Source organism: Burkholderia sp. MSMB1835, assembly GCF_001526365.1.
Classification (GTDB): Bacteria; Pseudomonadota; Gammaproteobacteria; order Burkholderiales; family Burkholderiaceae; genus Burkholderia.
The window spans coordinates 170,175-195,741 of record NZ_LOYP01000015.1; the positions used below are offsets into that span (position 1 = coordinate 170,175).

General features: G+C 68.8%; 22 protein-coding genes. 8 read left to right on the forward strand and 14 right to left on the reverse strand.

Translation table 11 applies throughout. The features are described from left to right. Nucleotides 1–105 precede the first annotated feature (105 nt). The gene (locus tag WS96_RS07290) at nt 106–1,689 is read right to left on the reverse strand and encodes a glycoside hydrolase family 68 protein (protein WP_059822503.1); all 1,584 of its coding nucleotides are present in this window, start codon (nt 1,687–1,689) and stop codon (nt 106–108) included. 196 nt (nt 1,690–1,885) lie between these two features. Between WS96_RS07290 and WS96_RS07295 the strand changes: the two genes are divergently transcribed. The 5 genes from WS96_RS07295 to WS96_RS07315 all read left to right on the forward strand — a co-directional run bounded on the left by WS96_RS07295 (nt 1,886) and on the right by WS96_RS07315 (nt 6,996). Continuing rightward, nucleotides 1,886–2,911, forward strand: coding sequence for a substrate-binding domain-containing protein (locus WS96_RS07295; RefSeq protein WP_059831520.1), 1,026 nt, complete (start codon nt 1,886–1,888; stop codon nt 2,909–2,911). Nucleotides 2,912–3,261: 350 nt separating this feature from the next. Further along, nucleotides 3,262–3,948 (forward strand): type 1 glutamine amidotransferase domain-containing protein, encoded by a 687-nt coding sequence (locus WS96_RS07300; protein WP_059831522.1) that lies wholly within the window; start codon nt 3,262–3,264, stop codon nt 3,946–3,948. A gap of 142 nt (nt 3,949–4,090) precedes the next feature. Beyond that, nucleotides 4,091–5,200 (forward strand): NADH:flavin oxidoreductase/NADH oxidase, encoded by a 1,110-nt coding sequence (locus tag WS96_RS07305; RefSeq protein ID WP_059831524.1) that lies wholly within the window; start codon nt 4,091–4,093, stop codon nt 5,198–5,200. 137 nt (nt 5,201–5,337) lie between these two features. Continuing rightward, complete coding sequence (locus WS96_RS07310; RefSeq protein ID WP_059831526.1) at nt 5,338–6,408, forward strand: AI-2E family transporter; 1,071 nt, start codon at nt 5,338–5,340, stop codon at nt 6,406–6,408. Nucleotides 6,409–6,621: 213 nt separating this feature from the next. Beyond that, entirely contained in the window at nt 6,622–6,996 is a 375-nt protein-coding gene (locus WS96_RS07315) for a hypothetical protein (RefSeq protein ID WP_034204917.1), read from the forward strand. A gap of 45 nt (nt 6,997–7,041) precedes the next feature. On the opposite strand, the gene WS96_RS07320 is transcribed toward WS96_RS07315, so the two are convergent. Continuing rightward, nucleotides 7,042–7,836, reverse strand: a complete 795-nt coding sequence (locus tag WS96_RS07320) for an SDR family NAD(P)-dependent oxidoreductase (protein ID WP_059831528.1) — start codon at nt 7,834–7,836, stop codon at nt 7,042–7,044. A 362-nt stretch (nt 7,837–8,198) separates the two neighbouring features. Between WS96_RS07320 and WS96_RS07325 the strand changes: the two genes are divergently transcribed. Then, a complete protein-coding gene (locus tag WS96_RS07325; protein WP_059822495.1) occupies nt 8,199–9,044 on the forward strand; it encodes an AraC family transcriptional regulator in 846 nt (281 codons plus the stop codon). Between the two features lie 20 nt (nt 9,045–9,064). Here WS96_RS07325 and WS96_RS07330 read toward each other — a convergent pair whose 3' ends face one another. The 7 genes from WS96_RS07330 to WS96_RS07360 form a co-directional block, all read right to left on the reverse strand. Beyond that, on the reverse strand, nt 9,065–9,652 hold the full coding sequence (locus WS96_RS07330; RefSeq protein WP_059831529.1) for a LysE family translocator: 588 nt from the start codon (nt 9,650–9,652) through the stop codon (nt 9,065–9,067). Nucleotides 9,653–9,751: 99 nt separating this feature from the next. Further along, nucleotides 9,752–11,227 carry a heavy metal sensor histidine kinase gene (locus tag WS96_RS07335; protein WP_059831530.1) on the reverse strand — a complete coding sequence of 492 codons (1,476 nt, stop codon included), beginning with the start codon at nt 11,225–11,227 and terminating at the stop codon, nt 9,752–9,754. Then, complete coding sequence (locus WS96_RS07340) at nt 11,224–11,919, reverse strand: heavy metal response regulator transcription factor (protein WP_059831532.1); 696 nt, start codon at nt 11,917–11,919, stop codon at nt 11,224–11,226. The genes WS96_RS07335 and WS96_RS07340 overlap by 4 nt, the downstream gene beginning before the upstream one ends. A gap of 33 nt (nt 11,920–11,952) precedes the next feature. Beyond that, on the reverse strand, nt 11,953–13,464 hold the full coding sequence (locus tag WS96_RS07345) for an efflux transporter outer membrane subunit (RefSeq protein WP_059831670.1): 1,512 nt from the start codon (nt 13,462–13,464) through the stop codon (nt 11,953–11,955). Nucleotides 13,465–13,469: 5 nt separating this feature from the next. Beyond that, nucleotides 13,470–14,702: an efflux RND transporter periplasmic adaptor subunit gene (locus WS96_RS07350; protein WP_059831533.1), complete on the reverse strand. Its 1,233-nt coding sequence runs from the start codon at nt 14,700–14,702 to the stop codon at nt 13,470–13,472. Between the two features lie 36 nt (nt 14,703–14,738). Continuing rightward, nucleotides 14,739–17,987 (reverse strand): efflux RND transporter permease subunit, encoded by a 3,249-nt coding sequence (locus WS96_RS07355; protein ID WP_059831535.1) that lies wholly within the window; start codon nt 17,985–17,987, stop codon nt 14,739–14,741. 185 nt (nt 17,988–18,172) lie between these two features. Continuing rightward, on the reverse strand, nt 18,173–18,916 hold the full coding sequence (locus WS96_RS07360; RefSeq protein WP_059831536.1) for a Crp/Fnr family transcriptional regulator: 744 nt from the start codon (nt 18,914–18,916) through the stop codon (nt 18,173–18,175). Nucleotides 18,917–19,084: 168 nt separating this feature from the next. Between WS96_RS07360 and WS96_RS07365 the strand changes: the two genes are divergently transcribed. Beyond that, nucleotides 19,085–20,737, forward strand: coding sequence for an acyl-CoA synthetase (locus WS96_RS07365; RefSeq protein WP_059831538.1), 1,653 nt, complete (start codon nt 19,085–19,087; stop codon nt 20,735–20,737). Nucleotides 20,738–20,782: 45 nt separating this feature from the next. Here the strand turns inward: WS96_RS07365 and WS96_RS07370 are convergent, their stop codons facing one another. From WS96_RS07370 to WS96_RS07380, 4 genes are all read right to left on the reverse strand, one after another. Further along, nucleotides 20,783–22,765, reverse strand: coding sequence for a methyl-accepting chemotaxis protein (locus tag WS96_RS07370; protein WP_034204907.1), 1,983 nt, complete (start codon nt 22,763–22,765; stop codon nt 20,783–20,785). 148 nt (nt 22,766–22,913) lie between these two features. After that, nucleotides 22,914–23,345, reverse strand: a complete 432-nt coding sequence (locus WS96_RS07375) for a YqaA family protein (protein WP_059505133.1) — start codon at nt 23,343–23,345, stop codon at nt 22,914–22,916. 37 nt (nt 23,346–23,382) lie between these two features. Then, a complete protein-coding gene (locus tag WS96_RS33585; RefSeq protein WP_156443602.1) occupies nt 23,383–23,529 on the reverse strand; it encodes a hypothetical protein in 147 nt (48 codons plus the stop codon). 58 nt (nt 23,530–23,587) lie between these two features. After that, nucleotides 23,588–24,244 carry a LysE family translocator gene (locus tag WS96_RS07380; protein ID WP_059831540.1) on the reverse strand — a complete coding sequence of 219 codons (657 nt, stop codon included), beginning with the start codon at nt 24,242–24,244 and terminating at the stop codon, nt 23,588–23,590. 283 nt (nt 24,245–24,527) lie between these two features. Between WS96_RS07380 and WS96_RS07385 the strand changes: the two genes are divergently transcribed. Then, complete coding sequence (locus WS96_RS07385) at nt 24,528–25,010, forward strand: Lrp/AsnC family transcriptional regulator (protein WP_006479115.1); 483 nt, start codon at nt 24,528–24,530, stop codon at nt 25,008–25,010. A 411-nt stretch (nt 25,011–25,421) separates the two neighbouring features. Here WS96_RS07385 and WS96_RS07390 read toward each other — a convergent pair whose 3' ends face one another. Then, entirely contained in the window at nt 25,422–25,565 is a 144-nt protein-coding gene (locus WS96_RS07390; protein ID WP_230624783.1) for a hypothetical protein, read from the reverse strand. Between the last annotated feature and the right edge of the window lie 2 nt (nt 25,566–25,567).

A 25,567-nucleotide genomic window follows, 5' to 3' on the forward strand; every position in this document is an offset into this window, starting at 1 on the left:
AATAAAAAAGAGGAGGCGCACACGCGACACGCGCGATACGCGCCTCCTGAACCTCGTGCCTTCAGAGACGATCGTTATCGTTGGTTGTCCTGATTGCCGCCGCCGTTACGGACGGGTGCCCGGGCCGCCGTCGTGGCCGGCGCCCGTCGCCGGCAGGTTCGCCGGGATGTCGCCGTAGCCGCCGAGGCCGCCGCGTCCGTACGTGCGGTCGACCGCCGTCGACGTGCCGTTGATGTTGACCTTCACCGTCGGCGCGAGCGTGCCGCCGCGGCGCGGGCCGATCGCATCGATGAACGACTCGACGAGCCCGCCCGGCATCACGTAGTGCGAATACGACTGGAATTCGCGCGGGTTCTGGTTCGGGTCCTGCGAATACGGTGCGCCGGCCGGCGCGGAGAAGTCGGTCGGGTTGCCCAGCACGAGGCCGCTGCCGCCGTTCAGCGGCAGGAAGTCGCTGCGGATGCCGTTGCCGACGAAGCCGTACACGCCGTCCGGGCCGTCGACGCCGGCCGCCATCGTCGTGCGGTGGCTGATCGTGAACAGGTAGTACTTGCCGTCCTTCAGATAGATCTGCGGACGCTCGGTCTGGTCGTCGACGCAGTTCGCCGACAGGATCGGCGGCAGGAACTTCCACTGGGTCAGTTGCGGATTCGTCGCGACCGCAAGGCCGACGTTGGCCTTTTGATACACTGCGCCCGAATTCATCACCGCGTTGAGATCTTCCCGGTTCGGATCGTTCGGCGCATAGCCGAGATCGGCCTCGGTGCAGGTGCGGGCGCCGCGCGGGCCGCCGGTATTGCCTTCGAACACCATGTAGGTCTTGCCCGGATGGGCGGGATCGGTGAACACGAACGGATCGCGGAACGAGAAGTAGGTATTCTGCTGGCCGGTCTGGTAGTAGTTGCCGTCCGGTTCCAGCAGCGCCTTGTGATCGTCGAAGCCGGTGAACCACACGTGCTTGTCGTCGGCGTGGATGTGGCCGTCGGCGCGCGTGATGATCGCCTGCGGCGGCGTGATGTCGGCGCCGCCGGGGGCCGAGCGGTTGAACGACGTCGCGGTGTAGTAGAGGCTGACGTTGTCGCCGTTGGTGAGGCGCGCGGAGCCCGACCATTCGGCGTTGTTGGTCATCGGCGCGGTGCCGAACACCTTGACGCTCGCACCGTCCGGGAACAGGTGGCCGCCCCAGGTCCAGCCGCCGTTCGCCGGGCGTTGCGACGCGGGGATGCCGGCGCGGCGATAGAAGAAGCCGATGCGGGCGTGGACGTGACGGTCGTCGAACGTGTAGCCGGCGTGCGGATCGGCGGTGAGCGAGAAGATCACCTCCCAGCCCTTGTAGCTGAGCTGGTTCGCGCGCAGGTCGGCCAGCGGCCACGTGTCCCATACCCACACGTTCGAGTTGATCAGCGGGAAATCCTGCGGGATGTCCGGCATCGTCAGCGCTTGCGGCAGCGAATTCCTGTCGGCGCCGGCGGTATGCGATTGCGCGACGATCTGGCGGATGTCCGCCCGCGTCCAGCGCATCGTGAAATTGCCTTCGGGATCGTAGGCCTGCTGCGTATGGGGTGTGGGCATCGGCGCGCCCGTGCCGCTGGACTGCGCGTGCGCGACGGACGCGAAGGCGGCGAGTGCGCCGCCAGCGAGCAGCAAACGTTTGGCCGCGGTCGGGCGGAAAAGGGGAAAGTATGTCATCTCGTCGTCGTTTCCTGGATAGTTGAAAGTGAACGGCTGAGTGGGCATCGATGTCCAAACCGGTTTGGATGCTATTTCAAACCGGTTTGGAACGCAAAAGATATTTATTTGACGGTAATCATTACCCAATGGAAATAATTACCCGGTCGGTGCGTCCGAGTGTTCGGGCGGCCGGGCGGATCGGCGACTGCGAGGGATGACGGTGACGGGGAAGGTGAATCTGAAGGCGCTGTCGGACGCGCTCGGGCTGTCGCGGACGACGGTCAGCCGTGCGTTGAACGGCTACGACGACGTCAGCGAGGCGACGCGCGAGCGCGTGGCGAAAGCCGCGCGGGAAATGGGCTACGTGGCCGATCCGACCGCGCGCCGGCTCGCGACCGGCCGGGCCGACATGATCGGGATCGTCTACCCGTTCGGCGCCGGCGATCTCGGCGATCCGCGGTTCGGCGAAGTCGTCGCGGGCATCACCGAGCGGCTCGCCGAGCGCAATCTCGATTTCATCATCGCGTCGGCGCGACCGAACGCGGAACTGGACACCTATCGGCGCATCGTCGACGGCAAGCTCGTCGACGGGCTGATCGTCGCGCGCACGCTGGTGGACGACCCGCGTATCGCGTACCTGCGGGCGAGCGCGTTTCCGTACGTCGCGTACGGCCGCACGCAGGCGGCCGGCCCGTGTGCGTGGTTCGACTTCGACAACGAGGCGGGCGCGCGCGACGCGGTGCGCCGGTTGATCGGCTTCGGGCATCGGCGCATCGCGATGATCAGCGCGCCGCTGACGCTGAATTTCGCCGCGCAGCGGCGCGCCGGTTATCTGTCGGCATTGCGCGAAGCCGGTATCGACACGCAGCCGGCACTGCTCGTCGAGTGCCCGTTTACGCACGACGGCGGGCTGCAGGCGGCGCGGGCGTTGCTCGCGCACGCCGAGCCGCCGACCGCGCTGCTGGTCGACAACAACATCGCGGGCGGCGGCGCGTTTCGCGCGCTGGTCGACAGCGGATTGCGCCTGGGCGCGGACATGTCGCTGATCGTCTATGACGGCGTGCCGCCGGATATCGCGCATCCGTACCGTGTCACGGCGGTCATGCAGCCGACCGGGCATGCATCGGGACGCACGCTGGCGGAACTGATGCTGCGGCTGCTGGACGACGGCGTGTGCGATCAGCGGCTCGAAGCGCCGGCAATCGAAGCGGGCGATACGGACGGTCCGTTGCGCGGATAGCCGGCGGTGGCCGGCGCCACGGCAGGGCGGCGGGCGGCGATCGCGATGTCGGACTGCGCGCCCCGTCGAAAAAGCCATGACGATGGCAGGGGCGAATACGCGTTCTTCTAGACGACCGGTCTAATCCGGAGATATCATCCGTCCTCGTGAATGCGGCGACGTTCCTGGCAGGTTCATGCAGCGGGACGCCGTCATTTTATTTCGGCTGCTTCTAGACGACTGGTCTAATAGGCGTATATCGCATGCGGACGAATGGATCGCACGTTGCCGCCTGCTGGCTGACTAACCGACAGGCGCGCCGTGCCGACGTGGGCCCCGTTCCCCGTTCATTTTCGAAGGAGTGTCCGATCATGAAGATTCTGGTTGTCCTGACCTCGCACGACGCGCTTGGCGACACCGGCAAGAAAACCGGCTTCTGGCTCGAGGAACTGGCCGCGCCGTACTACACGTTCAAGGATGCGGGCATCGAGCTGACGCTCGCATCGCCGAAGGGCGGCCAGCCGCCGCTCGACCCGAAGAGCAGCGATCCGGCCGCCCAGACTGACGCGACGCGCCGCTTCGACGCCGATGCGGCAGCCAAGGCCGAACTCGCGTCGACGCGCAAGCTGGCCGAGGTGTCGGCGGACGACTACGACGCCGTGTTCTACCCGGGCGGCCACGGCCCGCTGTGGGATCTCGCTGAGGATCTGCATTCGATCGGCCTGATCGAGCGCATGCTCGCGGCCGGCAAGCCGGTCGCGGCGGTCTGCCACGCACCGGGCGTACTGCGTCACGTGAAGAACCCGCAGACCGGCGAGTCGGTCGTGCGCGGCAAGCGCGCGACGGGTTTCACCAACAGCGAGGAAGCGGCCGTCGAGCTGACCGAAGTCGTGCCGTTCCTCGTCGAGGACATGCTGAAGACCAACGGCGCGGCATTCGAGCGCAGCGCCGACTGGGCGCCGCATGTCGTCACCGACGGGCTGCTGATCACCGGGCAGAACCCCGCGTCGTCGGCGCCCGCGGCCGAGGCGCTGCTCGCGAAGCTCGGCCACCGCTAAGCACATGGCGCCGGCCGGGCCGGCGCCGCTTCGTTGCCGTCGCCGGGCGCAGCCGGCCCGCCGGCGGCCCGCATCGTGGCGCGGTGCGCCCCGCACCGCGCATTCCCAACCGTTTTCGTAGAACCCAGCAAAGGAGTCGTGGATGTCTGCCCTGTTCGAACCGTTCAAACTCAAGGATGTCACGCTGCGCAACCGCATCGCGGTGCCGCCGATGTGCCAGTACGTCGCCGAGGACGGCGTCGTCAACGACTGGCATCACGTGCATCTGGCTGGCATCGCGCGCGGCGGCGCGGGCCTCGTGATCGCGGAGGCGACGGCCGTGTCGCCGGAAGGGCGCATCACGCCGGGCTGCGCGGGGTTGTGGAACGACGCGCAGGCCGACGCGTTCGCGCCGTCGGTCGCGGCGATCAAGGCGGCCGGCGCGGTGCCCGGCATCCAGATCGCGCATGCAGGCCGCAAGGCGAGCGCGAACCGTCCGTGGGAAGGCGACGACCATATCGCCGACGGCGATCCGCGCGGCTGGCAGACCATCGCGCCGTCGGCGGTGCCGTTCGGTGCGCACCTGCCGAAGGTGCCGCGCGAAATGACGCACGACGACATCGCCCGCGTGCAGGCCGACTTCGTCGCCGCGGCGCGGCGTGCGCGCGACCTCGGTTTCGAATGGCTCGAATTGCACTTCGCGCACGGCTATCTCGGCCAGAGCTTCTTCTCGGCGCATTCGAACCAGCGCGCCGACGAATACGGCGGTTCGGCCGAAAACCGCGGCCGCTTTCTCGTCGACACGCTCGCGGCCGTTCGCAAGGTCTGGCCCGAGCATCTGCCGCTGACCGCGCGCCTGGGCGTGATCGAATACGACGGCCGCGACGAAGAGACGCTCGCCGAGTCGATCGCGCTCACGCAGCGGATGAAGCGGGAAGGGCTCGACATGCTGAGCGTGTCGATCGGCTTCTCGACGCCTGCCGCGCAGATTCCATGGGGGCCGGCGTTTCTCGCGCCGATCGCCGAGCGCGTGCGTCGCGAGGCCGGACTGCCGGTGTCGTCCGCGTGGGGAATCGACACGCCGCAACTGGCGAACCGCGTGATCGAGCAAGCGCAGCTCGATCTCGTGATGGTCGGCCGCGCGCACCTGGCCGACCCGCACTGGCCGTACTACGCGGCCAAGCAGCTCGGCGTCGAGCGTCCGTCGTGGACGCTGCCCGCGCCGTACGCGCACTGGCTCGAGCGCTACCGGATCGCCGACAAGGCCGCCTGAGCGGGGCGCGTCGACGTCGCGCCGGGCGGCCCGCGCATCGCGCGGGCCGCCGATCCGGCGCCGATGGATAGAATGGCGGTTCGTCCAGGCCGGTTGCCTGGGCGAGCCGCCATTTTTTTCATTTCGACAGAGGTGCCATGGGCGCACATGTCCCGTCGTCTCACGATTCCGCCGCGCGGCCGCGCGCGCAGCAGATCGCCCGCGTCGCGCTGTATGCGGCGCTGCTGGTGCTCGCGCTGTGGGTGATCCGCGACTTCATCCCCGCCATCGCATGGGCCTGCGTGATCGCGATCGCGATGTGGCCGCTGCTGAAACGCTTCGAATCGCACCGGCTGTTCCGCGATCGGCCGACGTTGATCGCGACCGTCATCACGGCGGCGATTTCGCTGCTCGTCGTGCTGCCGGTGGCCGTCGCGACGGCCCAGGCGATCGCGCAGGCGCACGACCTGCGCGAGTGGCTGCGCACGATCCAGGACAACGGCATTCCGCTGCCTGACGTGGTCGGTCGGTTGCCGTACGGCGCCGCGCAGATCACCGAATGGTGGCAGGCCAATCTCGGCCATCCGCTGCATGCGGCCACCGCGATGCATGGCGTCAACGGCGAGAAATTCCTCGCGTTCGGCCGGCAATTCGGCACGAAGCTCGCGCATGTGCTGCTCGAATTCGGTTTCATGCTCGTCACGCTGTTCGTGATCCTGCGCGCCGGCCACAAGCTGTCGGGCGCGCTGCTGCAGGGCGCGCGGCGCGCGTTCGGGCGCAACGGCGCGGAACTGATCGAGCGCATGGTTGCGGCCGTGTACGGCACGGTGACCGGGCTCGTCGTCGTCGGGCTCGGCGAGGGCGCGTTGCTCGGCGTCGCCTATGCGCTCGCCGGCGTGCCGCACGCGGCGCTGCTCGGGCTCGTCACGGCGGTCGCCGCGATGCTGCCGTTCTGCGCGCCGGTCGTGTTCTGCGGCGCGGCGCTCTGGCTGTTCGTGCAAGGGGCAACCATGTGGGCCGTCGTGGTGGCGGTGCTCGGGTTCGTCGTCGTGTTCGTCGCCGAGCATTTCGTGCGGCCGGTGCTGATCGGCGGGTCGACGCGGCTACCGTTCCTGCTCGTGCTGTTCGGCATCCTGGGCGGCGCCGAGACGTTCGGCCTGATCGGGCTGTTCGTCGGGCCTGCGCTGATGACGGTGCTGACGATGCTGTGGACCGAATGGATTGCCTGATCGCGCATGCCGCTGCATGGGGGCTGCTGTACCGGTGCAGCGGGATGGATGCGCGCGCATCGTCTGCGACGATCGATGACGATTCGGCCGTCGCGAAGGCGCAAATGCAGAGATCCGGATAAAGATCTCTACATTTCTTTTCGATCCGGACCCAAAGGTCGAGTAGCATGGGGCTTTCGATCACGCCGGTACGGCGCAGCAGATTTCCCGAGCATGCGATTGATTTCGATGTCCCGTCCCGCAGCGACGCTGTCCCTGGCCGCCAGCTGCCTGATGTTGCATGGCTGTGCGTGGTTCGACTCGTGGCTGCCGTTCTCGTATTCGCGCACGCCGCTTGCACGGGCCGCGTCGCGGCACGGCGCGACGCGCGCCGACGTCGTCCGCGCCGCCGGCAACCCGCGCAGCGTCTGGATGGTTCGCAACGGCAGCGGCGTCTGCTACAACTACTTCATCGAGCACGGCAACGATCACCGGCCGTACTTCGTCGTGTTCGACAAGGCCGGCGTCGTCACGCAGTACGGCTTCGATACCTGCATGGACGCCGATCGCAAGGGCGCGCTTCAGGCGGGCAAGAGCGCGTCGCGATAGGGCGGCGGCCGCGCGCCGCGCGAGTGCGAGCGCGCCATGCTGCCGTCACGCTATCGTGTCGACCACGCCGCCGTCGACGCGCAACGCCGCGCCGGTCGTCGCCGACGCCTGCGGCGAGCAGACGTACACGACCAGGTTCGCGACTTCCTCCGTCGTCGCCGGTCGCCGGATGATCGAGCTCGCGCGCTCGCTGCGCACGAATTCCACGGCAACGTCGTCGATGCTGCGGCCCGTTTCGTCGGCCTGCGCCTTCAGCATTGCGCGCACGCCTTCCGACATCGTCGGCCCCGGCAGCACCGAATTGACGGTCACGCGGGTTCCGGCCGCGAGCTTCGCGAGGCCGCGAGCGATCGACAACTGCGCGGTTTTCGTGAACCCGTAATGAATCATGTCGACGGGGATGTTCAGGCCCGATTCCGACGAAATGAACACGATGCGCCCGGCATTGCGTTCGATCATTCCTTTCAGGTAATGCCGCGCGAGCCGCACGCCGGACATCACGTTGATCTGGAAATAATGTTCCCATTCGGCGTCGTCGATGTCGAAGAACGCCTTCAGGCCGTAGATGCCCGCATTGTTGACGAGAATGTCGGCGTCCGGCGTGTGCTGCGTGACGCGCGCGACGCCGGCCGCGTCGGACAGGTCGGCGGCGACGCCGTCGAAGCGCGCGCCGGGCACGGCGTCGCGCAGTGTCTCGAGCGCGGACTGCACCGACGCATCGCTGCGGCCGTTGACGACGACGTGCGCGCCGGCGCGCGCGAGCCCTTCGGCGATCGCGAATCCGATGCCGGCGGTGGAAGCGGTGACGACCGCGGTCTTGCCTTTCAGATCGATCTGCATGAGCGTGACGGGGGAAGAGTGAACGGGAACCGCCGCGCGTGCCGCGGCGGACGGAATTCAAAGCTTAGGCAAATTCCGGTCGATCGGCCATGTCGCGAGCATGTCCGCGGCGTCGATGCGAAGCCGATCCTCTCGGCTCGCGCGCCCGAGCAGGCGGCATGCCTGCAAGCGAGGGCGGGGGCTGTTATCGCGTCAGCGCGACATGCTCCGCATCTTGTGTCGATGCTTCGGCGGGGCAGGATTGTGCCGCGATCGGTTTCGCGCGTGCAATCGCGCCGAACGTCGAAGCCGGCGGGGCGGTTGCGCGACGCTGCACAGTCTTGTACGGTGAGCGTTCGTCGTCCGACCCGGGAGCCCGCCGCGTGAGCCGCATTGCCAACCGATCCGCCGTACCGTCGCCGTTCTGGCGCGATACCGCGCTGCCGTTCATCGAGGCGCGCACCGTCGACGACGGGCGCGCGATCTGCTACGCGAAGCACACGCACGACACGTTTTCGGTGGGCGCGATCGTCGGCGGCACGAGCACGTACGTGAACGGTGCGACGAACGCACACGTCGGGCGCGGCGTGCTCGTGATCATCGATCCGGAGCAGGTGCACGCATGCAACCCGTACGGCCCCGACGCGTGGGCGTACCGGATGGTCTATGTCGACGTGCCGTGGCTCGCGCGCCTGCAGCACGCGCTGGGCCGCGATCCGAATCGCGATTTTCACGGGTTTTCGCCGAAGTTGACTGAGCGCGGCGATCTGTTCGCGCAATTTGGCGGCTTCTACCGCACGCTCGTGTCGCCCGGCATCGACGCGCTCGGCAAGGAGAGCGCGGCGGTCGAATTCTTCACGGCGCTGCACGGCGCGCTCGATCGCGAGCTGCCCGATTCGCGGCCGGGCGACGACAACGCGAAGCTCGCGCGCGCGGCCGACTACATCGCCGCCCATTGCCGCGAGGCCGTCACGCTCGATGCGATCTGCGCGGCGGCCGACCTGTCGCCGTCGTACCTGATCCGCGCGTTCAATGCGCGTTACGGGATGACGCCGCACGCGTTCCTGATCGATCGGCGCGTGCAGTACGGCCGCACCGAACTGCGCCGCGGCCGGCCGATCGCCGAAGTCGCGCTCGACGCCGGCTTTGCGGACCAGGCGCATTTCCAGCGCGCATTCCGGCGGATCGCGGCCGCGACGCCGGGGCAGTACCGCAGCGCCATGCGCTGAACGCAGCTGCGGCTAGCCGGCTACACGTCGAGTAGAAACAGCGCACTGCCCGCGAGCAGCAACGCCATCAGCCGGTTGAACACGCGCATGCGTCGCGCGTTCGCGAGCCGGTGCCGCAGCGATGCGCCCGCATAACCCCAGCATGCGATCGATGCGAAGCAGATCACCAGATACAGCGCGGCGAACTGCCAGATCAGCGCGCGATCGCCGTCGGCCGCATACGCACCCATCGCGGCCACGCACGCGAGCCATGCCTTCGGGTTGAGCCACTGCATCGCCGCGCCTGCCGCGGCCGACGGGCCGGCCACGTCCGGCTCGGCCGACAGTCGGCCGTCGTCGAGCGCGAGCCGCAGCGCCATGTACAGCAGGAACGCGATGCCCGACCACTGCGTGGCCGTCGTGAGCATCGGCCAGCGCGCGAGCGCCGCGTGCAGGCCGAGGCCGATCAGCAGGAACAGCGCGACGAAGCCGAGCGTCGCGCCGGCCGCGTAGCGCAGGCTCGTGCCGAGGCCATGGCGGGCGCCCGCGCTGAGCGCGACGATGTTGACGGGACCGGGGGTGATCGACGAGGCGAGCGCGAACGCGGCCATCGAAACCAGCATGCTCATCAGGTGTCTCCATGCGACATGTCGAAAGTCGCATCGAGACTACGGGCGCCGCGTCGGCCCGTATTGAAGAAAACTGCCCTCGGCGGCGCGCGGCCGCCGTCAGTGCAACGCGCGCGGCACGTGCGCCGGCCGCGCGCCGCGCGGATCGGCCGAATCGGGGGGACCGGTCGGGCCGACGACGTCGGCCGGCCGCGGCGACCCGCCCGACCAGGGCTGCGTCGACACCGAGAAGCCGAACGTATTGACGCCGCCCGAGCACGCGACGAACACGCCGCCGCCGTGCATCTCGGCCACGGCCTTGACGATCGACAGCCCGAGCCCGTGGTTTTCCTTGCTGTTCGCGCGCGCTTCCTCGAGCCGGTAGAAGCGCTCGAACACGTGCGAGCGCCGCACCGGGTCGATCGGCTCGCCGGGGTTCGACACGGCCATCTCGACGAGCGTGTCGCGGCGCGTGATCGTCACGTTCAGCGTCGCGCCCGGCGCCGAATGCTGGATCGCGTTGATCAGCAGGTTCGTCATCGCGCGGCGGAACAGCGACGGATCGACGGCCGCGCGCGCATCGCCGTGCAGTTCGGCGCGCAATTGCGCCTCGTCGAGCGGGATTTCGAGGAAGTCGAGCATGCGCCGCACCTCGTCGGCGAGCGACACGTCCTTCAGGTCGGTCGCGCGTTCGCCGCGGTCGCTGCGCGACAGGAACAGCATGTCGTTGATGATCACGCGCAGCCGCTCGAATTCCTCGAGGTTCGACTGCAGCGTCTGGCGCATCCGCTCGACCGAGCGGTCGCGGCTCGTCAGCGCGACCTGGGTCTGGCCGATCAGGATGCTGATCGGCGTACGCAATTCGTGCGCGACGTCCGCGTTGAACGCTTCGAGCCGTGCGTAGGTTTGCTGGATCCGTTCGAGCGCGCCGTTGAACGACGTCGCGAGATCGCGCAGCTCGGTCGGCAGCGCGTCGGTGTGCAGCCGCTGGCGGCGGTTCGTCGCGCTCACGCTCGCCGCGTCCTGCGACAGCCGGTCGAGCGGCGCGAGCCCGAAGCGCGCGACCGCGCGGCTCAGCAGCAGCGTGACGGCGGTGGCCGTCGCGATCAGCGCGGCCAGCGTCCACACGAAACGGCGCAGCATCCGCTGGGTGCGCTCGCACGACGACGCGACGATCAGCTTCACGTCCGGACGCTCGCCGCTGCCCGCGATCGCGACGGTCTTCGTCATCACGTTGTAGCTGCTGTTGTTGAGCGCGTACTGTTGGAACGCGCCGAACGGTTTGCCGTCGGGCACGCCGTCGACCGGATGACCGAAGCGGAAATCGGCGTCGGGGCTGTCGACCTGATAGCGCGTCGATCCGTCGGGCGGTTCGAGGTCGGCGAGTTTTTCCTGCATCAGGCGGCCGCGCGCGGCCGTGGTCGCGTGCGACACGATCATCTGCGCGACCTTCGCGCGCGTGTCGATCGTCGCGCGCAGCTCGGCGAGCAGTTGGCGCTCCATCATCACGAACAGCCCGCAGCCGACCAGCGTGAACACGAGCAGCGACACGATGCCGAACATCGCCGACAGGCGCAGGGCGATCGAGCGTTTCATGCGTGCTTCTCCGCGTCGCCTTCCTCGCGCGCCTCGAGCACGTAGCCCATGCCGCGGATCGTGTGCAGCAGCTTGTCCGCGAACGGGCCGTCGAGTTTCGCGCGCAGGCGCTTGATCGCCGTCTCGACGACGTTCGCGTTGCTGTCGAAGTTCACGTCCCACACGAGTTCGGCGATGGTCGTTTTCGACAGCACCTCGCCGCTGCGCCGCGCGAGCACGCCGAGCAACTGGAATTCCTGAGCGGTCAGATCGAGCCGCGCGCCGTCGCGGGTTGCGCGGCGGCCGATCAGGTCGACGCGCAGGTCGCCGATCGAGATCAGCGTCGATTCCTGCACGCGCGCACGGCGCGTGAGCGCCCGCAGTCGTTCGATCAGTTCGAGGAACGAGAACGGCTTGGTCAGGTAGTCGTCGGCGCCGCCGCGCAAGCCTCGCACGCGGTCGTCGACGCGATCGCGCGCGGTCAGCATGATCACGGGCGTCTGCTTCTGCGCGCGCAACGCACGCAGCACGCCGAAGCCGTCGAGCTTCGGCAGCATCACGTCGAGCACGACCACGTCGTAATCGAATTCGACGGCCTTCCACGCGCCGTCCTCGCCGTCGAGCGCGGTGTCGACGACCCAGCCTTCCTCGGTCAGGCCGCTCTTCAGGTATTCGACGACTTTCGGTTCGTCTTCGACGATCAGTACTTTCATGTTCGTTGTCCGCGTAACCGGGTTAAGGGCGGGTCAAGGGCCGACGCCCGCGCTGCGCTGCGGGGCCGCCGACGCGACGTCGGACGGCGCGGGGGCGTTCGCCGCACCGCCGTCCCAGCCGCCGCCGAGCGCCTTCGCGAGAAACACGACGAGCGCCGCGCGCTGGCCCTGGATCTGCACGGCCTGGCGCTCGCTCGTCAGCAATTGCTGCTGGGCCGTCAGCACGTCGATGAACGGCGTCAGGCCGCCCGCGTAACGGTCCTGCGCGAGCGAGACGAGCTTGCGCGCGTCGTCGACGGCCGCGGATGCCTGCTGCGCCGCCTGCGCGAGCACCGACAGGCCGGTCACCGCATTTTGCACCTCCTGGAACGCGGTGAGCACGGTCTGCCGGTAGCTGGCCTGCGCGGCCACGTAGCCGGCCTGCGCGAAATCGACGCCCGCCTTCAGCTTGCCGCCTTCGAACAGCGGCTGGCTGAGCGACCCGCCGACCGACCACAGCAGCGCCGGCACGGTGAACAGGCCCGCGAAGCGCGTCGCATCCCAGCCGATGTCCGGCGACAGCGCGATGCGCGGGAAATACGCGGCGCGCGCGACGCCGATCTGCGCATTCGCGGCGGCCATCGCGCGCTCGGCCGACGCGACGTCGGGGCGCCGCTGCAGCAGGTCGCTCGGCATGCCGGTCGGCAGCGCGGGCGCGTTGATCGGCACCACGCGCGGCGGCAGCGAGAAGGCGGGGGCCGGCGTGCCGACCAGCGTCGCGATCGCGGTTTCGACCTGCGCGCGCTGCTGGATCAGCAGCTGTGCCTGCGTGCGCGTCGCGTCGAGCTGCGCGCGCTGCTGCAACAGATCGAGGCCCGACACCGCGCCGAGGTCGTGGCGCGCGCTCACGTAGTCGAGCGCCTTCTGCTGCAGCTCGATCGAGCGCTTGACCACGTCGATCTCGGTGTCGAGTTCGCGCAACGCGAAATAGCTCGACGCGAGATCGGCGCTCAGCACGAGGCGCGCGTTCGCGAAATCGTCGCGCGCCTGCTCGGAGCTGGCCTGCGCGGCTTCGACGCCGCGTCGCACGCGGCCGAACAGGTCGAGTTCGTAGCTGACCGCCGCGCCGACCTGGATCTCGTTCTGCACGGTCGACATGCTCTTCGTCGCGTAGTTGGTCTGCGGCCGGTCGGCGGAGATCTTGAAGCGCTGGCCGCTCGCGTTCAGGCCGACGGCCGGATATTGCGCGGACGCCACCGATGCGAGCGTCGCCTTCGCCTGGTCGTAGCGCGCGGCCACCGCCTTCAGGTTCTGGTTGTTGCGCAGCGCGTCGGTTTCCAGCGCGTCGAGCTGCGCGTCGCCGAACGCGGTCCACCAGTCCGGATCGAGCGGCGCGCGGGCCGGCGCGGCCGGATGCCAGTACGCGTCGGCCGGGTCGAGCCGCCACGCGGCCGGCGTGTCGACGGCCGGGCGCCGGTAATCCGGGCCGACCGTGCAGCCGGCGAGGGCGGCCGCCGCGATGATCGCGACGGCGCCGATCGCGGCCGGGCACAGGCGCGTGCGCATCGCGCTCACGACTTCGCTCCGGCGACCGCGGATGCCGGCTTCGCGGCCGGCGCCGCCTGCACGACGACCGTGTCGCCGTTCGCGAGCGCGTCGCTCGGGTTTTCGACGAGGCGATCGCTCGGCGTCAGCGGGCCGTCGACTTCGAGCGTCTGCCCGATCGTGCGCGCGATGGTCACGGCTTTCAGATGCACATGGCCGTTCGCATCGACGGTCGCGACCGTCGGCCCTTCGGCGCGGAACAGCAGCGTATTGGCCGGCACCTGCAGGCGGCCGACCGGCGTCATCGGCAGCGTCGCCTGCACGTACGCGCCGGGCAGCAGCCGCCCGTCCGGGTTCGGCAGCGTGATCTCGATCTGCAGCGAACGCGTCGCGACGTCGATCGCCTCGGACGTGCGCGTGATCGTGCCGTCGAACGTTCGCCCGGGCAGCTCGGCCTGCGCGACGCTCACGTGCTGGCCGACCTTCACCTGCTGCGCATACGCCTGCGGCACCTGCACGTACAGCCGCAGCCGGTCGGCCTGCACGACCGAAAACAGCGAGCGGCCCGCGTTGCCGGCATTGACGAGATCGCCGACGTCGACGTTGCGCTGCGTGACGATCCCGTCGATCGGCGCGACGATGCGCTGGAAGCCCTTCAGCTCGGTGAGGCGGCGCATGTTCGCATCGGCCGCGGCGAGGTTCGCGGCGCCCTGGTTGAACGCGCCTTGCCGGTCGTCGAGCTCCTGTTGCGACACGGCATCGCGCTGGCGCAATTGCTGCGCGCGGTCGAACGACGTCTTCGCGAGCGCGAGCGCGGCTTGCGCCTGCTGGCGCTGCGCGGTGGCCTGCGCCAGCTCCTGGTTCAGTTCCGGGGTGTCGAGTTCGGCGAGCGTTTGCCCTTGCTTCACGTGCGCGCCGATGTCGGCATGCCAGCGCAGCACGTAGCCGCTCGCGCGCGCATAGATCGGCGCCTCGACGAAGCCGCGCAGCGTGCCGGGCAGCGTCAGCTTGCCGCCGGTGGCCGCGTCGACCGGATGCGCGACGCTCACGTACTGGCGCGTGTTCTGCTCGGCGACCGCGTCGAGCCGGTTGCGGTTCAGACCGTTGACGATGAGCGTGCGCGCGGCGCCGGCGGCCAGCAGCACGCCGATCACGATCGCGACGATGCGCGCGCGTCGCGACACCGACGCGCGCGCCGGCAGGTGCATGCCGTGGTCGTCCACCTGAATGCCGACGGCGCTGTGATGTTTCTCTTCCATGAATTCAACCAATTCAACCGGGTAGTGGGGCGAAAGTCAGTGTCCGGCCCGGCGCGCGCGCCGCCGGGCCAGCCGCGTATGCACGCCGCCGAACACGAGCGGCACGAACAGCAAGGTCGAAACGGTCGCGAACAGCAGCCCGCCGATCACCGCGCGGCCGAGCGGCGCGTTCTGCTCGGCGCCTTCGCCGAGACCGAGCGCCATCGGCACCATCCCGATGATCATCGCGAGCGCCGTCATCAGCACCGGCCGGATCCGTGTCGCGCCGGCCTCCAGCGCGGCCGTGAGCGGCGGCGCGCCGTCCGCGAGGCGTTGCCGCGCGAACGACACGACGAGAATGCTGTTCGCGGTCGCGACGCCGACCGTCATGATCGCGCCCGTCAACGCGGGTACGCTCAGGTGCGTGCCCGTGACGAACAGCATCCACGCGATGCCGGCGAGCGCGGCCGGCATCGCGCTGACGATGATCAGCGGGTCGAGCCACGACTGGAAATTGACGACGATCAGCAGATAGACGAGCACGATCGCCATCGCGACGCCCGCGCCGAGGCCGAGATACGACGTGCGCATCGTCTCGATCTGGCCGCGCATCGCGAGGCTGGTGCCGCGCGGCAGCGTCGCGCGCGCGTCCGCGACGATGCGGTCGATCTCGCCCGCGACCGCGCCGAGATCGCGACCCTCGACGCTCACGTAGACGTCGATCGCCGGACGGATGTTGAAGTGCGTGATCACGGCCGGGTTCGCGGCACTGCGCACCTGCACCAGATTGCCGAGCAGTTGCAGCGGCATGCCCGTGCGGCCGCTGGCCGAGATCGGCGTGCCGAGCAGGTCGTCGACCGACGAGAGGTTGTATTGCGGGGTCTGGATCTGCAGCGGGTACTGGACGCCGGTGCGCGGGTTGATCCAGAACGACGGCGTCGTCTGCGAACTCCCCGACAGCGAGATCAGCATGTTCTGCGCGACGTTCTGGGCGGAGAGATTGAGCTGCTGCATGCGCGTACGGTCCATGTCGGCCAGCAGGGTCGGCTCGTCGTTGCGTTGCAGCACGTGCACGTCGACGGCGCCGGGGATTTGCCTGATCTTTTTCATCAGGTTGCTCGCAATGGTCATGTTACTCGCGAGATCGTTGCCGAGCACTTGCACGTCGATCGCGGCCGGCTGCCCGAAGTTGAGGATCTGCGTGATGATGTCCGACGGCTGGAAGAAGAACTCGACGCCCGGGAAGCGTTGCGGCAGCAGCGTGCGCAGCGTCTGCACGTAGTGGCCGGTCGCGCGGTGGCCGGGCTTCAGCGCGATCAGCAGCTCGCCGTCGAGCGTGCCGATCGTGCCGGCGTTGCTGTACGACAGGTTGATGCCGCTCACCGGCAGCCCGAGGTTGTCGACGATCGCGCCGAGCTCGTCGGGCGGCACGGTGGCGCGGATCACGCGCTCGACCTGGTCGGCGAGGCGTGCGGTTTCCTCGATCCGGTAGCCGGTCGGCGCGCGCAGATGCAGACGGATGTTGCCGGAATCGGCGTTCGGGAAGAAGTCGCGGCCGAGCACGAACACGAGGCCCGTCGACGCCACGCAGAAGCCGAGGAAGCACAGCGCGTAAAAGCGGCGGCGCACGAGCAGGATGCTGAGCAGCACGATGTACCACGCGCGCAGCCGTTCGAACGCCGCGTTGAACGCGTGATGAATGCGTGCGAAGCGCGACGTGGAATGGCCGGAGCCGGTGCTCGCCTGCTGCGGGCGGAACAGCAGCATCGCGAGCGTCGGCACCAGCGTGCGCGACAGCACGTACGACGCGAGCATCGCGAACACCACGGCTTCGGCGAGCGGCACGAACAGGAAGCGCGCGACGCCGGTCAGAAAGAACATCGGCACGAACACGATGCAGATGCACAGCGTCGACACGAGCGCGGGCACCGCGATCTCGCCGGCGCCTTCGAGGATCGCGTCGTGCAGGTTAGTACCGAACGACGACCCCCACGCTCCCTCCGGTCGCTGCCCCCCGAGGGGGCTGCTCGGCACGCTAGGGGCGGCCCGGCGCGTGCCGAGATGCAGATGCCGCTCGATGTTCTCGATCGTGACGGTTGCATCGTCGACGAGAATACCGACGGCGAGCGCGAGCCCGCCGAGCGTCATGATGTTGATGGTCTCGCCGAGCGCGGACAGCGCGATCAGCGACGTGAAGATCGACAGCGGGATCGAGATCGCGATGATCAGCGTGCTGCGCCAGTTGCCGAGGAACAGCAGGATCATCATCGCGGTCAGCACGGCGGCGATCAGCGCCTCGTGGATCACGCCCTGGACGGCCGCATCGACGAACACCGACTGGTCGAACAGCGGCGTGATCGCGAGCCCCTCGGGCAGCGTCGGGATCACCTTCGGCAGCAGCGCTTTCAGGTCCGACACGACCTTGAGCGTCGATGCGTCGCCGCTTTTCAGGATCGAGATGAGCACGCCGCGCTGGCCGTTCTGGCGCACGACGTTGGTCTGCGGCGCGAAGCCGTCGCGTACCGACGCGACCTCGCGCAGGTAGGTCGTCGCGCCGTTGACGGTCTGGACCGGCAGGTCGTTGATGTCGGCGACCGTATCGGCCGACGCGTTCGTGTCGATCCGGTACTCGGTCTGGCCCATCTTCGCGGTGCCGGTCGGCAGCACGAGGTTCTGCGCGTTGACCGCGTTGACGATGTCGGCCGGCGTCAGGCCCTTCGCGAGCAGCGCCTGCGGATCGAGGTCGATCGCGACCACGCGCGTGCGCCCGCCGTACGGGAACGGAATCTGCACGCCCGGCACCGTGATCAGTTGCGGGCGCAGGAAGTTCAGCGCGATGTCGGCGAGCGACTGTTCGCTGAGCGTCTTGCTCGACAGCCCGAGCTGGATCACCGGAATGCTCGACGCGGAATAGGTGATCACGAGCGGCGGCGTCGCGCCCTGCGGCATCTGCCGCACGATCGCCTGCGCGGACGAGACCGTCTGCGCGATCGCCGTCTGCACGTTCGCACCCGGCTGCAGGAACACCTTCACGACCGCGATGCCGGGCAGCGACGTCGATTCGACGTGCTGGATGTTGTTGACGGTCGTCGTCAGGATCCGTTCATGCACGGACGTGATGCGGTTCGTCATCTCCGTCGCGGAGAAGCCGGTGTAATTCCAGATCACGCTGATCACCGGGATGTTGATCGCGGGCAGCACGTCGACCGGTGTGCGCATCAGCGCAAGCGGGGTGGCCAGCACGATCATGATGGCCATGACGATGAACGTGTAGGGGCGCCTGAGCGCGAGATTGACGATCCACATGGAGGCGGCGGAACAGGCGGTGATCGGGCGTCGGTGAAGGGAACCCGCATGATAGGCGTCGGCCCGGCACGGGTTACTGTCGCGAAACTGGCTGAATTGTCAGGTTGGGGCGCGCCGGCCGTCGGCCGATTCCGCGGACGAAATGCGCGGTTGCGATGGCGGCGGTTTCGCGCATCGGGCGGCGCTCACAGCTGCTCCATGCCGAAGCGCGCCAGCGCGTCGAGATCGACGACGTCGATCTGGTTGTACGCGAGCCGCAACGCGCCGAGCTTCTCGAGCTGCTGCAGCGCCTGGTTGATCCGCTGGCGCGACACGCCGACGAGCATCCCCAGTTCCTCCTGCGAGATCGACAGCGACGGGCCGGTATCCGGGTACAGCGCGGGGTTGAAGAGCTGTGCGAGCGCCTGCGCGACCCGTGCGTCGACATCGAGCAGCCGGCTGTTCTGGATCGACGCGATGAATTCGCCCATCCGGTTGTTCAACTGATGAATCACGAAGCGCGTGAACGGCAGGCTCGTGTCGAGCAGCGCGTGAAACGTGTCGACCGGCACGAACAGCACGGTCGAGCGCTGGATCGCGACGACCTCGTACTTGCGCCGCTCGCGCTTGATCACGCTGCCTTCGCCGAACCAGCCGCCCGACGGCACGCCGGAAAACGTGCAGCCGCGTCCCGACGCGTTGAAGATCGCGAGCTTCAGCAGCCCCCGATGGACGCCGATCCAGTATGCGGACGGCGCGAGTCGGTGCGCGATCACGTCGCCGGCGTCGCACTGCTCGACGTGCGACTGGGCCAACACGAGCGCCTGGTGTTCGGGCGCCAGCGTGCGGAACCACGCGCACTGGCCGAACAGCGTCGCCAGCGGCGGCAGCGGGCCCGGTTCGGGAAGCGTATCGGCCGGGTCGGCGGCCGCGTCGGGGTGGTCGTGCATGGGTGCGGGTTTGCGAGGATAGGGATAACGCGCAGCGCTCGAGCGGCACTCTGTCGTTTCGACGACAGACGGCTCACAATAGCGCCCGTTAGGCTGTCGGCAATTGAACCACATCAAAACGATCCGGGGTGCAGGCGCCCCGGTCGACAGAACACGGGAGACAGGATCATGACGCAGATGTTCGAGGCCGGGCTCGGCCGCCGCGACGCCAACTACGTCCCGCTCACGCCGATCGATTTTCTGGTCCGCGCGGCCGAAGTCTACGGCGAGCGCACGGCGATCGTGCACGGCGACGTGCGGCGCACGTGGGGCGAAACCCATACGCGGGCCAGGCAATTGGCGAGCGCGCTCGCGCGGGCCGGCGTCGCACGCGGCGACACGGTCGCGGCGCTGCTGCCGAACATCCCGGCGATGGTCGAGGCGCACTTCGGCGTGCCGATGGCCGGCGCCGTGCTGAACACGATCAACACGCGGCTCGACGTGTCGTCGGTGCTGTTCATGTTGCGTCACGGCGAGGCGAAGGTGCTGATCGTCGACACCGAATACGCGGAGGTCGCGCGTCGCGCGGCGCTCGAGGTGCCGGGCCTGAAGATCGTCAGCGTGGCCGACGCGATGCCGGCGGATCCCGACCGTTTCGCGGGCGCGACCGACTACGAGGCGTTCGTCGCCGGCGGCGACCCCGACTACGCATGGACGCCGCCCGCCGACGAATGGGAGGCGATCGCGCTGAACTACACGTCGGGCACGACGGGCGATCCGAAGGGTGTCGTCTACCACCATCGCGGCGCGTATCTCGCGGCGATCAGCAACATCCTCGAATGGGACATGCCGAAGCACGCGGTGTATCTGTGGACGCTGCCGATGTTCCACTGCAACGGCTGGTGTTTCCCGTGGGCCGTCGCGGCGCGCGCGGGCGTGAACGTGTGCCTGCGCAAGTTCGACGCGAAGACCGTGTTCGACCTGATCCGTCGCGAGCGCGTCACGCATTACTGCGGCGCGCCGATCGTGCAGAGCGCGATCGCGAACGCGCCGGCCGAGCTCCGCGACGGGATCGACCATACGGTGCACGCGATGGTCGCGGGCGCTGCGCCCGCGCCGGCCGTGATCGCGAAGATGAAGGAGATCGGCTTCGACCTGCTGCACGTGTACGGGCTGACCGAGGTCTACGGCCCGGCGACCGTCTGCGCGAAGCAGGCGCACTGGGACGCGGCGTCCGACGAGGAACGCGCGCGGCTCAATGCGCGCCAGGGCGTGCGCTATCACCTCGAAGCGGGCGCGACGGTGCTCGATCCCGACACGATGACGCCGGTGCCGGCCGACGGCGAAACGCTCGGCGAGATCATGTTCCGCGGCAACATCTGCATGAAGGGCTACCTGAAGAACCCGAAGGCGACCGACGAGGCGTTTCACGGCGGCTGGTTCCATACCGGCGATCTCGCGGTGCTGATGCCGGACGGCTATATCCGGATCAAGGATCGCAAGAAGGACATCATCATCTCGGGCGGCGAGAACATCTCGAGCATCGAGGTCGAGGACGCGCTGTACCGCCATCCGGCCGTCGCCGTGGCGGCCGTCGTCGCGATGCCCGACCCGAAATGGGGCGAGGTGCCGTGCGCGTTCGTCGAGCTGCGCGAAGGCGCGAGCGCGACCGAGGAGGAGATCGTCGCGCACTGCCGGCAACTGCTCGCGGGCTTCAAGGTGCCGAAGGCCGTGCGCTTCGGCGAGCTGCCGAAGACGTCGACCGGCAAGATCCAGAAGTTCCAGTTGCGCCATGCGGTCGGCTCGGACAAGGCGATCGACCTGGCCGGCGAGAAGAAGTAGAAGCAGGCGGCGGGCTTTGCGCCGCCGCGCGTCGACGTCACGAGATTACGCGCCGCGCGCCAGCCGGAACACGCTCACCGCCTCCGACAGTTGCGCGGCCTGGTCGCGCAACGCGACGGCCGCGCGCTCGGCATCCGAGATCAGCCTCGCATTCTGCTGCGTCGCGTCGCCGATCTGCGTGACGGCCAGATTCACCTGCTCGATGCCGGTCGATTGCTCGCGCGACGCGGCGCTGATCTCGCCGATCAGCGTGCGGACCTGGTCGACCCGCGCGACGATGTCGCGCATCGTGCCGCGCGCGGCGTCCGCGATCCGGTAACCCTGTTCGACCGTCGTCGACGATTCGGTGCTCAGCGTGTCGATCTCCTTGACCGCGGCCGCGCTGCGTTGCGCGAGCGCGCGCACCTCGGCCGCGACCACCGCGAAGCCCTTGCCGTGTTCGCCCGCGCGGGCGGCCTCGACGGCCGCGTTCAGCGCGAGGATGTTGGTCTGGAACGCGATGCCTTCGATCGCGCCGGTGATCTCGGCGATCCGGCGCGTCGCGCGGCCGATGTCGTCCATCGTCGCGACCACCCGCTGCACCGCGGCGTCGCCGTTCGTCGCGGCGGCCGACGCGTCCGCGACCAGCGCGTTGGCTTGCGCCGCATGCTCGGCGCTCTGCTGCACGGCGGCGGTGATCTGCTCCATGCTCGCGGCCGTCTGTTCGACGCTGCTCGCCTGCGTCGCGATGCGCGCGGCGATGTCGCCGCTGCCGGCCGCGATGCCGACCGTGCCGTGCGCGATGTCGGCCGCGCTGTTGCGCACCTGCGCGACGATTCGCGCGAGGCCGTCGCCGATCCCGTCGACGGCCTGCACGAGCCGGCCGATCTCGTCGTTGCCCGCGCTGTCGTGCGCGTTCGCGCCGTCGCGGATACGCACGCTGAGGTCGCCCGCCGCATAGCGCTCGGACGCGCGTGCGGCGGCTTCCAGCGGCCGGCTCACGACGCGTCGCACGACGATGACGAACAGCGTCGCGAACGCCGCGACGAGCACGGCGCCGATCATCAGGAAACGGTTGCGGGTGGCGCGCATGGTGGCGAGCAGTTCGTCGTCGAGCGCGATGCCGCCGACGAGCCATTGCCACTGCGGAATCGTCGTGAACGACACGACTTTCGCGGTCGGCCCGCGGTCGTGCGCGGCCGGGTCGGTCGACGTGTATGCGAGCCGGCCCTGGCCGGCCGCGAGCATCTGCGCGTAGGGCGCGCGCGTGCCGTCGGCCGGTTGGCCTGCCGCGTCGGGATGCACGACGAACGCGCCGCGCGACGGGCCCTGCGATGCATCGAGCACGAAGTAGTAGCCGTTGTCGCCGATTTTCAGCGAGCGGATGCCGTCTTCGACGAGCTTGAGCTCGGCGCCGATGTCGAGGCCGACGAACAGCGCGCCGATCACGCGGCCGGTCGCGTCCGTCACCGGTTTGTACTGCGTGATGTACGGCCGGCCGAACAGCTTCGCGAGGCCGGTGTAGCTGCGCCCGGCGACCAGCGGCGCGTACGCGGGGCCGGCGCGGTCGAGCTTCGTGCCGACCGCGCGCGCGCCGTCCTGCTTCTTCAGCGACGTCGTGATGCGCACGAAGTCGTCGCCGTCGCGCGCGAAGATCGTCGCGATCGCGCCGCTTTTCTTCAGAAACTGGTCGGGAATCGAATAGTCGAGGTCGAGCGGCTGGCCGCCGGCGGACAGCGTCGGTGCGGCGACACCGCCGATGTCGACGGTGCGCGCCGGATCGAGCGCGAAGTCGGCCGGCAGGAAGCTCGCGAACAGCGTCATCGCACGCGTCGCTTCGGCCGACAGCGCCTTGTCGAACAGTTCGACCATCGCGCCGATCGACTGCTCCTTGTCGGCGATCCGTGCGTGCGCCTCGTCGGCGAGTTGCTGGCCGGCAAAATGGGCGAGCGCCCACGCGAAAACGGTGAACAGCAGTGCAACGAGCGCGCACGCCAGCGCGGCAAGACGCGTACCGACGCTCACCCGGCCCAATTGGGTCAATCTCATACGGGATCCTGAGTGGGGAGAGAGGGGGCGGAACGCACGCGTCACCGCTTGTCGACGGGTCATCGGCAGTTTCGGCGAATTCTTTAGCGGCGCGCGCACGGCGGCGGCATGCGTCGGCGCGACCCGCGCAACCGGATGACGGACGGCTTCAGTGCGTCACGAGCCACGCGACGGCCAGATAGCGGCCGACCTTCGCGATCGTCACGATCGCGAGAAACGTGGGCAGCGGCTCGCGCAGCACGCCGGCGATCATCGTCAGCGGATCGCCGATCACCGGCGCCCAGCTCAGCAGCAGCGACCAACGGCCGTAGCGCGCATACCAGCGCTCGGCGCGTGCGAGCGCGGACGGCTTGACCGGAAACCAGCGGCGCTCGCGGAAATGCTCGATCCCTCGGCCGAGCGCCCAGTTGATCGCCGAGCCGGCGACATTGCCGACGCTCGCGACGAGCACCAGCGCCCACACAGGCTCGCGCCCGGCCAGCAGCAGGCCGGCGAGCACGGCTTCGGATTGCAGCGGGAACAGGGTCGCGGCGACCATCGACACGGCGAACAGGCCGCCGTAGGTGAGCAATTCGGACATCGCGCGATTGTACCGGCCGCGCGGCGGCGGCCCGGGGTCACACGGCCCCGGGATCGCCGGCGCGCGGCATCAACGCGGCATCGGCCGTGCCGAACGGCAGGTTCGGAATCGTCGACCTGTCGACCGGTTCGTCGTTGGGCGTGCAGGCGAACCGTTGCGGCGGGAACACGTTGTCGGGTTTCAACGGCCGCAGCCGTGCAGGGCGCGGCCACGCTCACGCGCGCGACCGTGCGCGCGGCCGTTCAATTCCAGCCGACCATGATCGCGCCCATTCCGACGAGCAGCCCGCCCGTCACGCGGTTCATCGCACGCATGCGCGCCGGCCGCTGCAACGCGCGGCTCAGCCGATGCGAGAACAGCGCCATCGACGCGACGCCGCCCGCGAACAGCAGCGCGAACGTCGCGGCGAGCAGCAGGTATTGAAGGTTCAGGCTCCAGTCGGCATTCGGGCTGATGAACTGCGGAAAGAACGACGGAAAGAACAGCAGCGTCTTCGGATTCAGCCCGGAAGTCGCGACGCCGCGCCAGAACAGCGCGCGCCCGGTGTCGGCGTCCGGCGCGGCGCTCGCCGTTCCGGCGCCGGCGTCGGCCGGTGCCCCGGCTGCGCCGCCTGGCGCGCGACTCAGCCATTGCTTGCCGCCGAGCCAGACGAGATATGCGGCGCCGGCCCAGCGCAGCACGGTCAGCGCGTGTTCGTCGAGGTGGACCAGCGAATTCAGACACAGCGCGGTCAGCGCGAGTTGCAGCAGCACGGCGAGCGTGCCGCCCCAGACGCACGGTAGCGCGCGGCGCCAGCCGGTGCGCAGCGCCTGGTTCATCGTGAGGAGGTTGACGGGGCCGGGCGCGTAGATGAGGACGACGGAAGCGGCGAGGAACGACAGATAAAGCTTGAACGACATGACGGACGGGCAGGAACGGGGACGCAGGCACCGGCCCCGCACGCGGTCGGATAGGCGTGCGGGCGGCGGGGAATCGCATGCCTGCGGGCCGGCACCGCAACTCGTGATTGCGGCCGTGCGTCCCGCTGCGACGGGTATCGCGGGGAGCGTGCCGGCCAGCAGGCATGGAGAAAATGTATCAAGCGGCCCGGTTAAAAGGCTTCCTGTTTTCCAGCAAAATGGACCTGAAACCGGAATCCTGTTCAGATAGAATGCCGATTTTCAGTAGAAGATTCTTCTCGCCATGGCTACCCGCGAACGCACGCCGAAAACGCTCGACAATCAGGACCGCAAGATCCTCGGTGCATTGCAGAAAAATGCGCGTCTGTCGAACGCCGAACTGGCCGAACAGATCGGCATGTCGACCACCGCCTGCTGGAACCGCACGCGGCAACTCGAACTCGACGGCTACATCGACGGCTATGTCGCGCTGGTCAATCAGCGCAAGCTCGGCTATGCGGACATCGTGATTCTCGAAGTCACGCTCGACCGCCACGAGGACGACGCGCTGGCGCGCTTCGGCGCCGAGCTGGCGGCGCTGCCGGAGGTGCTCGAGGCGTATCTGGTGTCGGGGGAGTACGACTACTGGATCAAGGTGGCGGTGGATGGCACGGCCGGCTACGAACGCTTCCTGCGCGAAAAGCTGTACCGGATTTCGAGCATCCGCCACAGCCGCTCGATGTTCGCGCTGCGGTGCATGAAGGACGTGCCTTCGATTCAGGTGTGACGGAGCGGAGCCGCGCGCGCGGCCGTCGTTGCAACGGCGGGCGTTGGCGGCGACGCGCTGGCGCGGACGAAACCGGCGAACGCCCGACGGCGAAGGCTCGTCGGCGGGATGGCCGGCGAACACGCGAAAACGGAAGAATCTTCCGTCCGCGATGGCCGGGCACGATCGCGGGCCGGCCGGGAACGGCTTTGGGCCGAGGCATGCGGCCGGCGGCAATCCGTATCAATCGGCGCCGATATCGGGCCGAACACGGCCTCGATACGATCTTGAAACGCTCGCCGCGCGGCGAGCATATTCGGCCGGGACGAACCCGGCCGCTTGCTATCTGACCGACGCACCCGTCGCTTGCCCGGTGCAACAGCCGCTGTCGGCGTGCGTCACCGCAAGCGCATCAAGCGGCCGGCAGTCGGCTCAGCGCGGCAGGCGCGCGTGTGCTTCGGCGATGACTTCGCAGTTCGCGAGATGCAGTGCCCAGGCTTCTGCCAGCAGCTCGCCCACGCGTGCGAGCCAGCCAGCGGATTGGGTGGAACGATCGGAGACATTAGACGTTTGCATGA

What these genes read in the sequence shown, in the direction of transcription:
- WS96_RS07290 (WP_059822503.1), bottom strand. Translation starts at nt 1,689, where the DNA reads ATGACATACTTTCCCCTTTTCCGCCCGACCGCGGCCAAACGTTTGCTG.
- WS96_RS07295 (WP_059831520.1), top strand. Translation starts at nt 1,886, where the DNA reads ATGACGGTGACGGGGAAGGTGAATCTGAAGGCGCTGTCGGACGCGCTC.
- WS96_RS07300 (WP_059831522.1), top strand. Translation starts at nt 3,262, where the DNA reads ATGAAGATTCTGGTTGTCCTGACCTCGCACGACGCGCTTGGCGACACC.
- WS96_RS07305 (WP_059831524.1), top strand. Translation starts at nt 4,091, where the DNA reads ATGTCTGCCCTGTTCGAACCGTTCAAACTCAAGGATGTCACGCTGCGC.
- WS96_RS07310 (WP_059831526.1), top strand. Translation starts at nt 5,338, where the DNA reads ATGGGCGCACATGTCCCGTCGTCTCACGATTCCGCCGCGCGGCCGCGC.
- WS96_RS07315 (WP_034204917.1), top strand. Translation starts at nt 6,622, where the DNA reads ATGCGATTGATTTCGATGTCCCGTCCCGCAGCGACGCTGTCCCTGGCC.
- WS96_RS07320 (WP_059831528.1), bottom strand. Translation starts at nt 7,836, where the DNA reads ATGCAGATCGATCTGAAAGGCAAGACCGCGGTCGTCACCGCTTCCACC.
- WS96_RS07330 (WP_059831529.1), bottom strand. Translation starts at nt 9,652, where the DNA reads ATGAGCATGCTGGTTTCGATGGCCGCGTTCGCGCTCGCCTCGTCGATC.
- WS96_RS07335 (WP_059831530.1), bottom strand. Translation starts at nt 11,227, where the DNA reads ATGAAACGCTCGATCGCCCTGCGCCTGTCGGCGATGTTCGGCATCGTG.
- WS96_RS07340 (WP_059831532.1), bottom strand. Translation starts at nt 11,919, where the DNA reads ATGAAAGTACTGATCGTCGAAGACGAACCGAAAGTCGTCGAATACCTG.
- WS96_RS07345 (WP_059831670.1), bottom strand. Translation starts at nt 13,464, where the DNA reads ATGCGCACGCGCCTGTGCCCGGCCGCGATCGGCGCCGTCGCGATCATC.
- WS96_RS07350 (WP_059831533.1), bottom strand. Translation starts at nt 14,702, where the DNA reads ATGGAAGAGAAACATCACAGCGCCGTCGGCATTCAGGTGGACGACCAC.
- WS96_RS07355 (WP_059831535.1), bottom strand. Translation starts at nt 17,987, where the DNA reads ATGTGGATCGTCAATCTCGCGCTCAGGCGCCCCTACACGTTCATCGTC.
- WS96_RS07360 (WP_059831536.1), bottom strand. Translation starts at nt 18,916, where the DNA reads ATGCACGACCACCCCGACGCGGCCGCCGACCCGGCCGATACGCTTCCC.
- WS96_RS07365 (WP_059831538.1), top strand. Translation starts at nt 19,085, where the DNA reads ATGACGCAGATGTTCGAGGCCGGGCTCGGCCGCCGCGACGCCAACTAC.
- WS96_RS07370 (WP_034204907.1), bottom strand. Translation starts at nt 22,765, where the DNA reads ATGAGATTGACCCAATTGGGCCGGGTGAGCGTCGGTACGCGTCTTGCC.
- WS96_RS07375 (WP_059505133.1), bottom strand. Translation starts at nt 23,345, where the DNA reads ATGTCCGAATTGCTCACCTACGGCGGCCTGTTCGCCGTGTCGATGGTC.
- WS96_RS07380 (WP_059831540.1), bottom strand. Translation starts at nt 24,244, where the DNA reads ATGTCGTTCAAGCTTTATCTGTCGTTCCTCGCCGCTTCCGTCGTCCTC.
- WS96_RS07385 (WP_006479115.1), top strand. Translation starts at nt 24,528, where the DNA reads ATGGCTACCCGCGAACGCACGCCGAAAACGCTCGACAATCAGGACCGC.
- WS96_RS07390 (WP_230624783.1), bottom strand. Translation starts at nt 25,565, where the DNA reads ATGCAAACGTCTAATGTCTCCGATCGTTCCACCCAATCCGCTGGCTGG.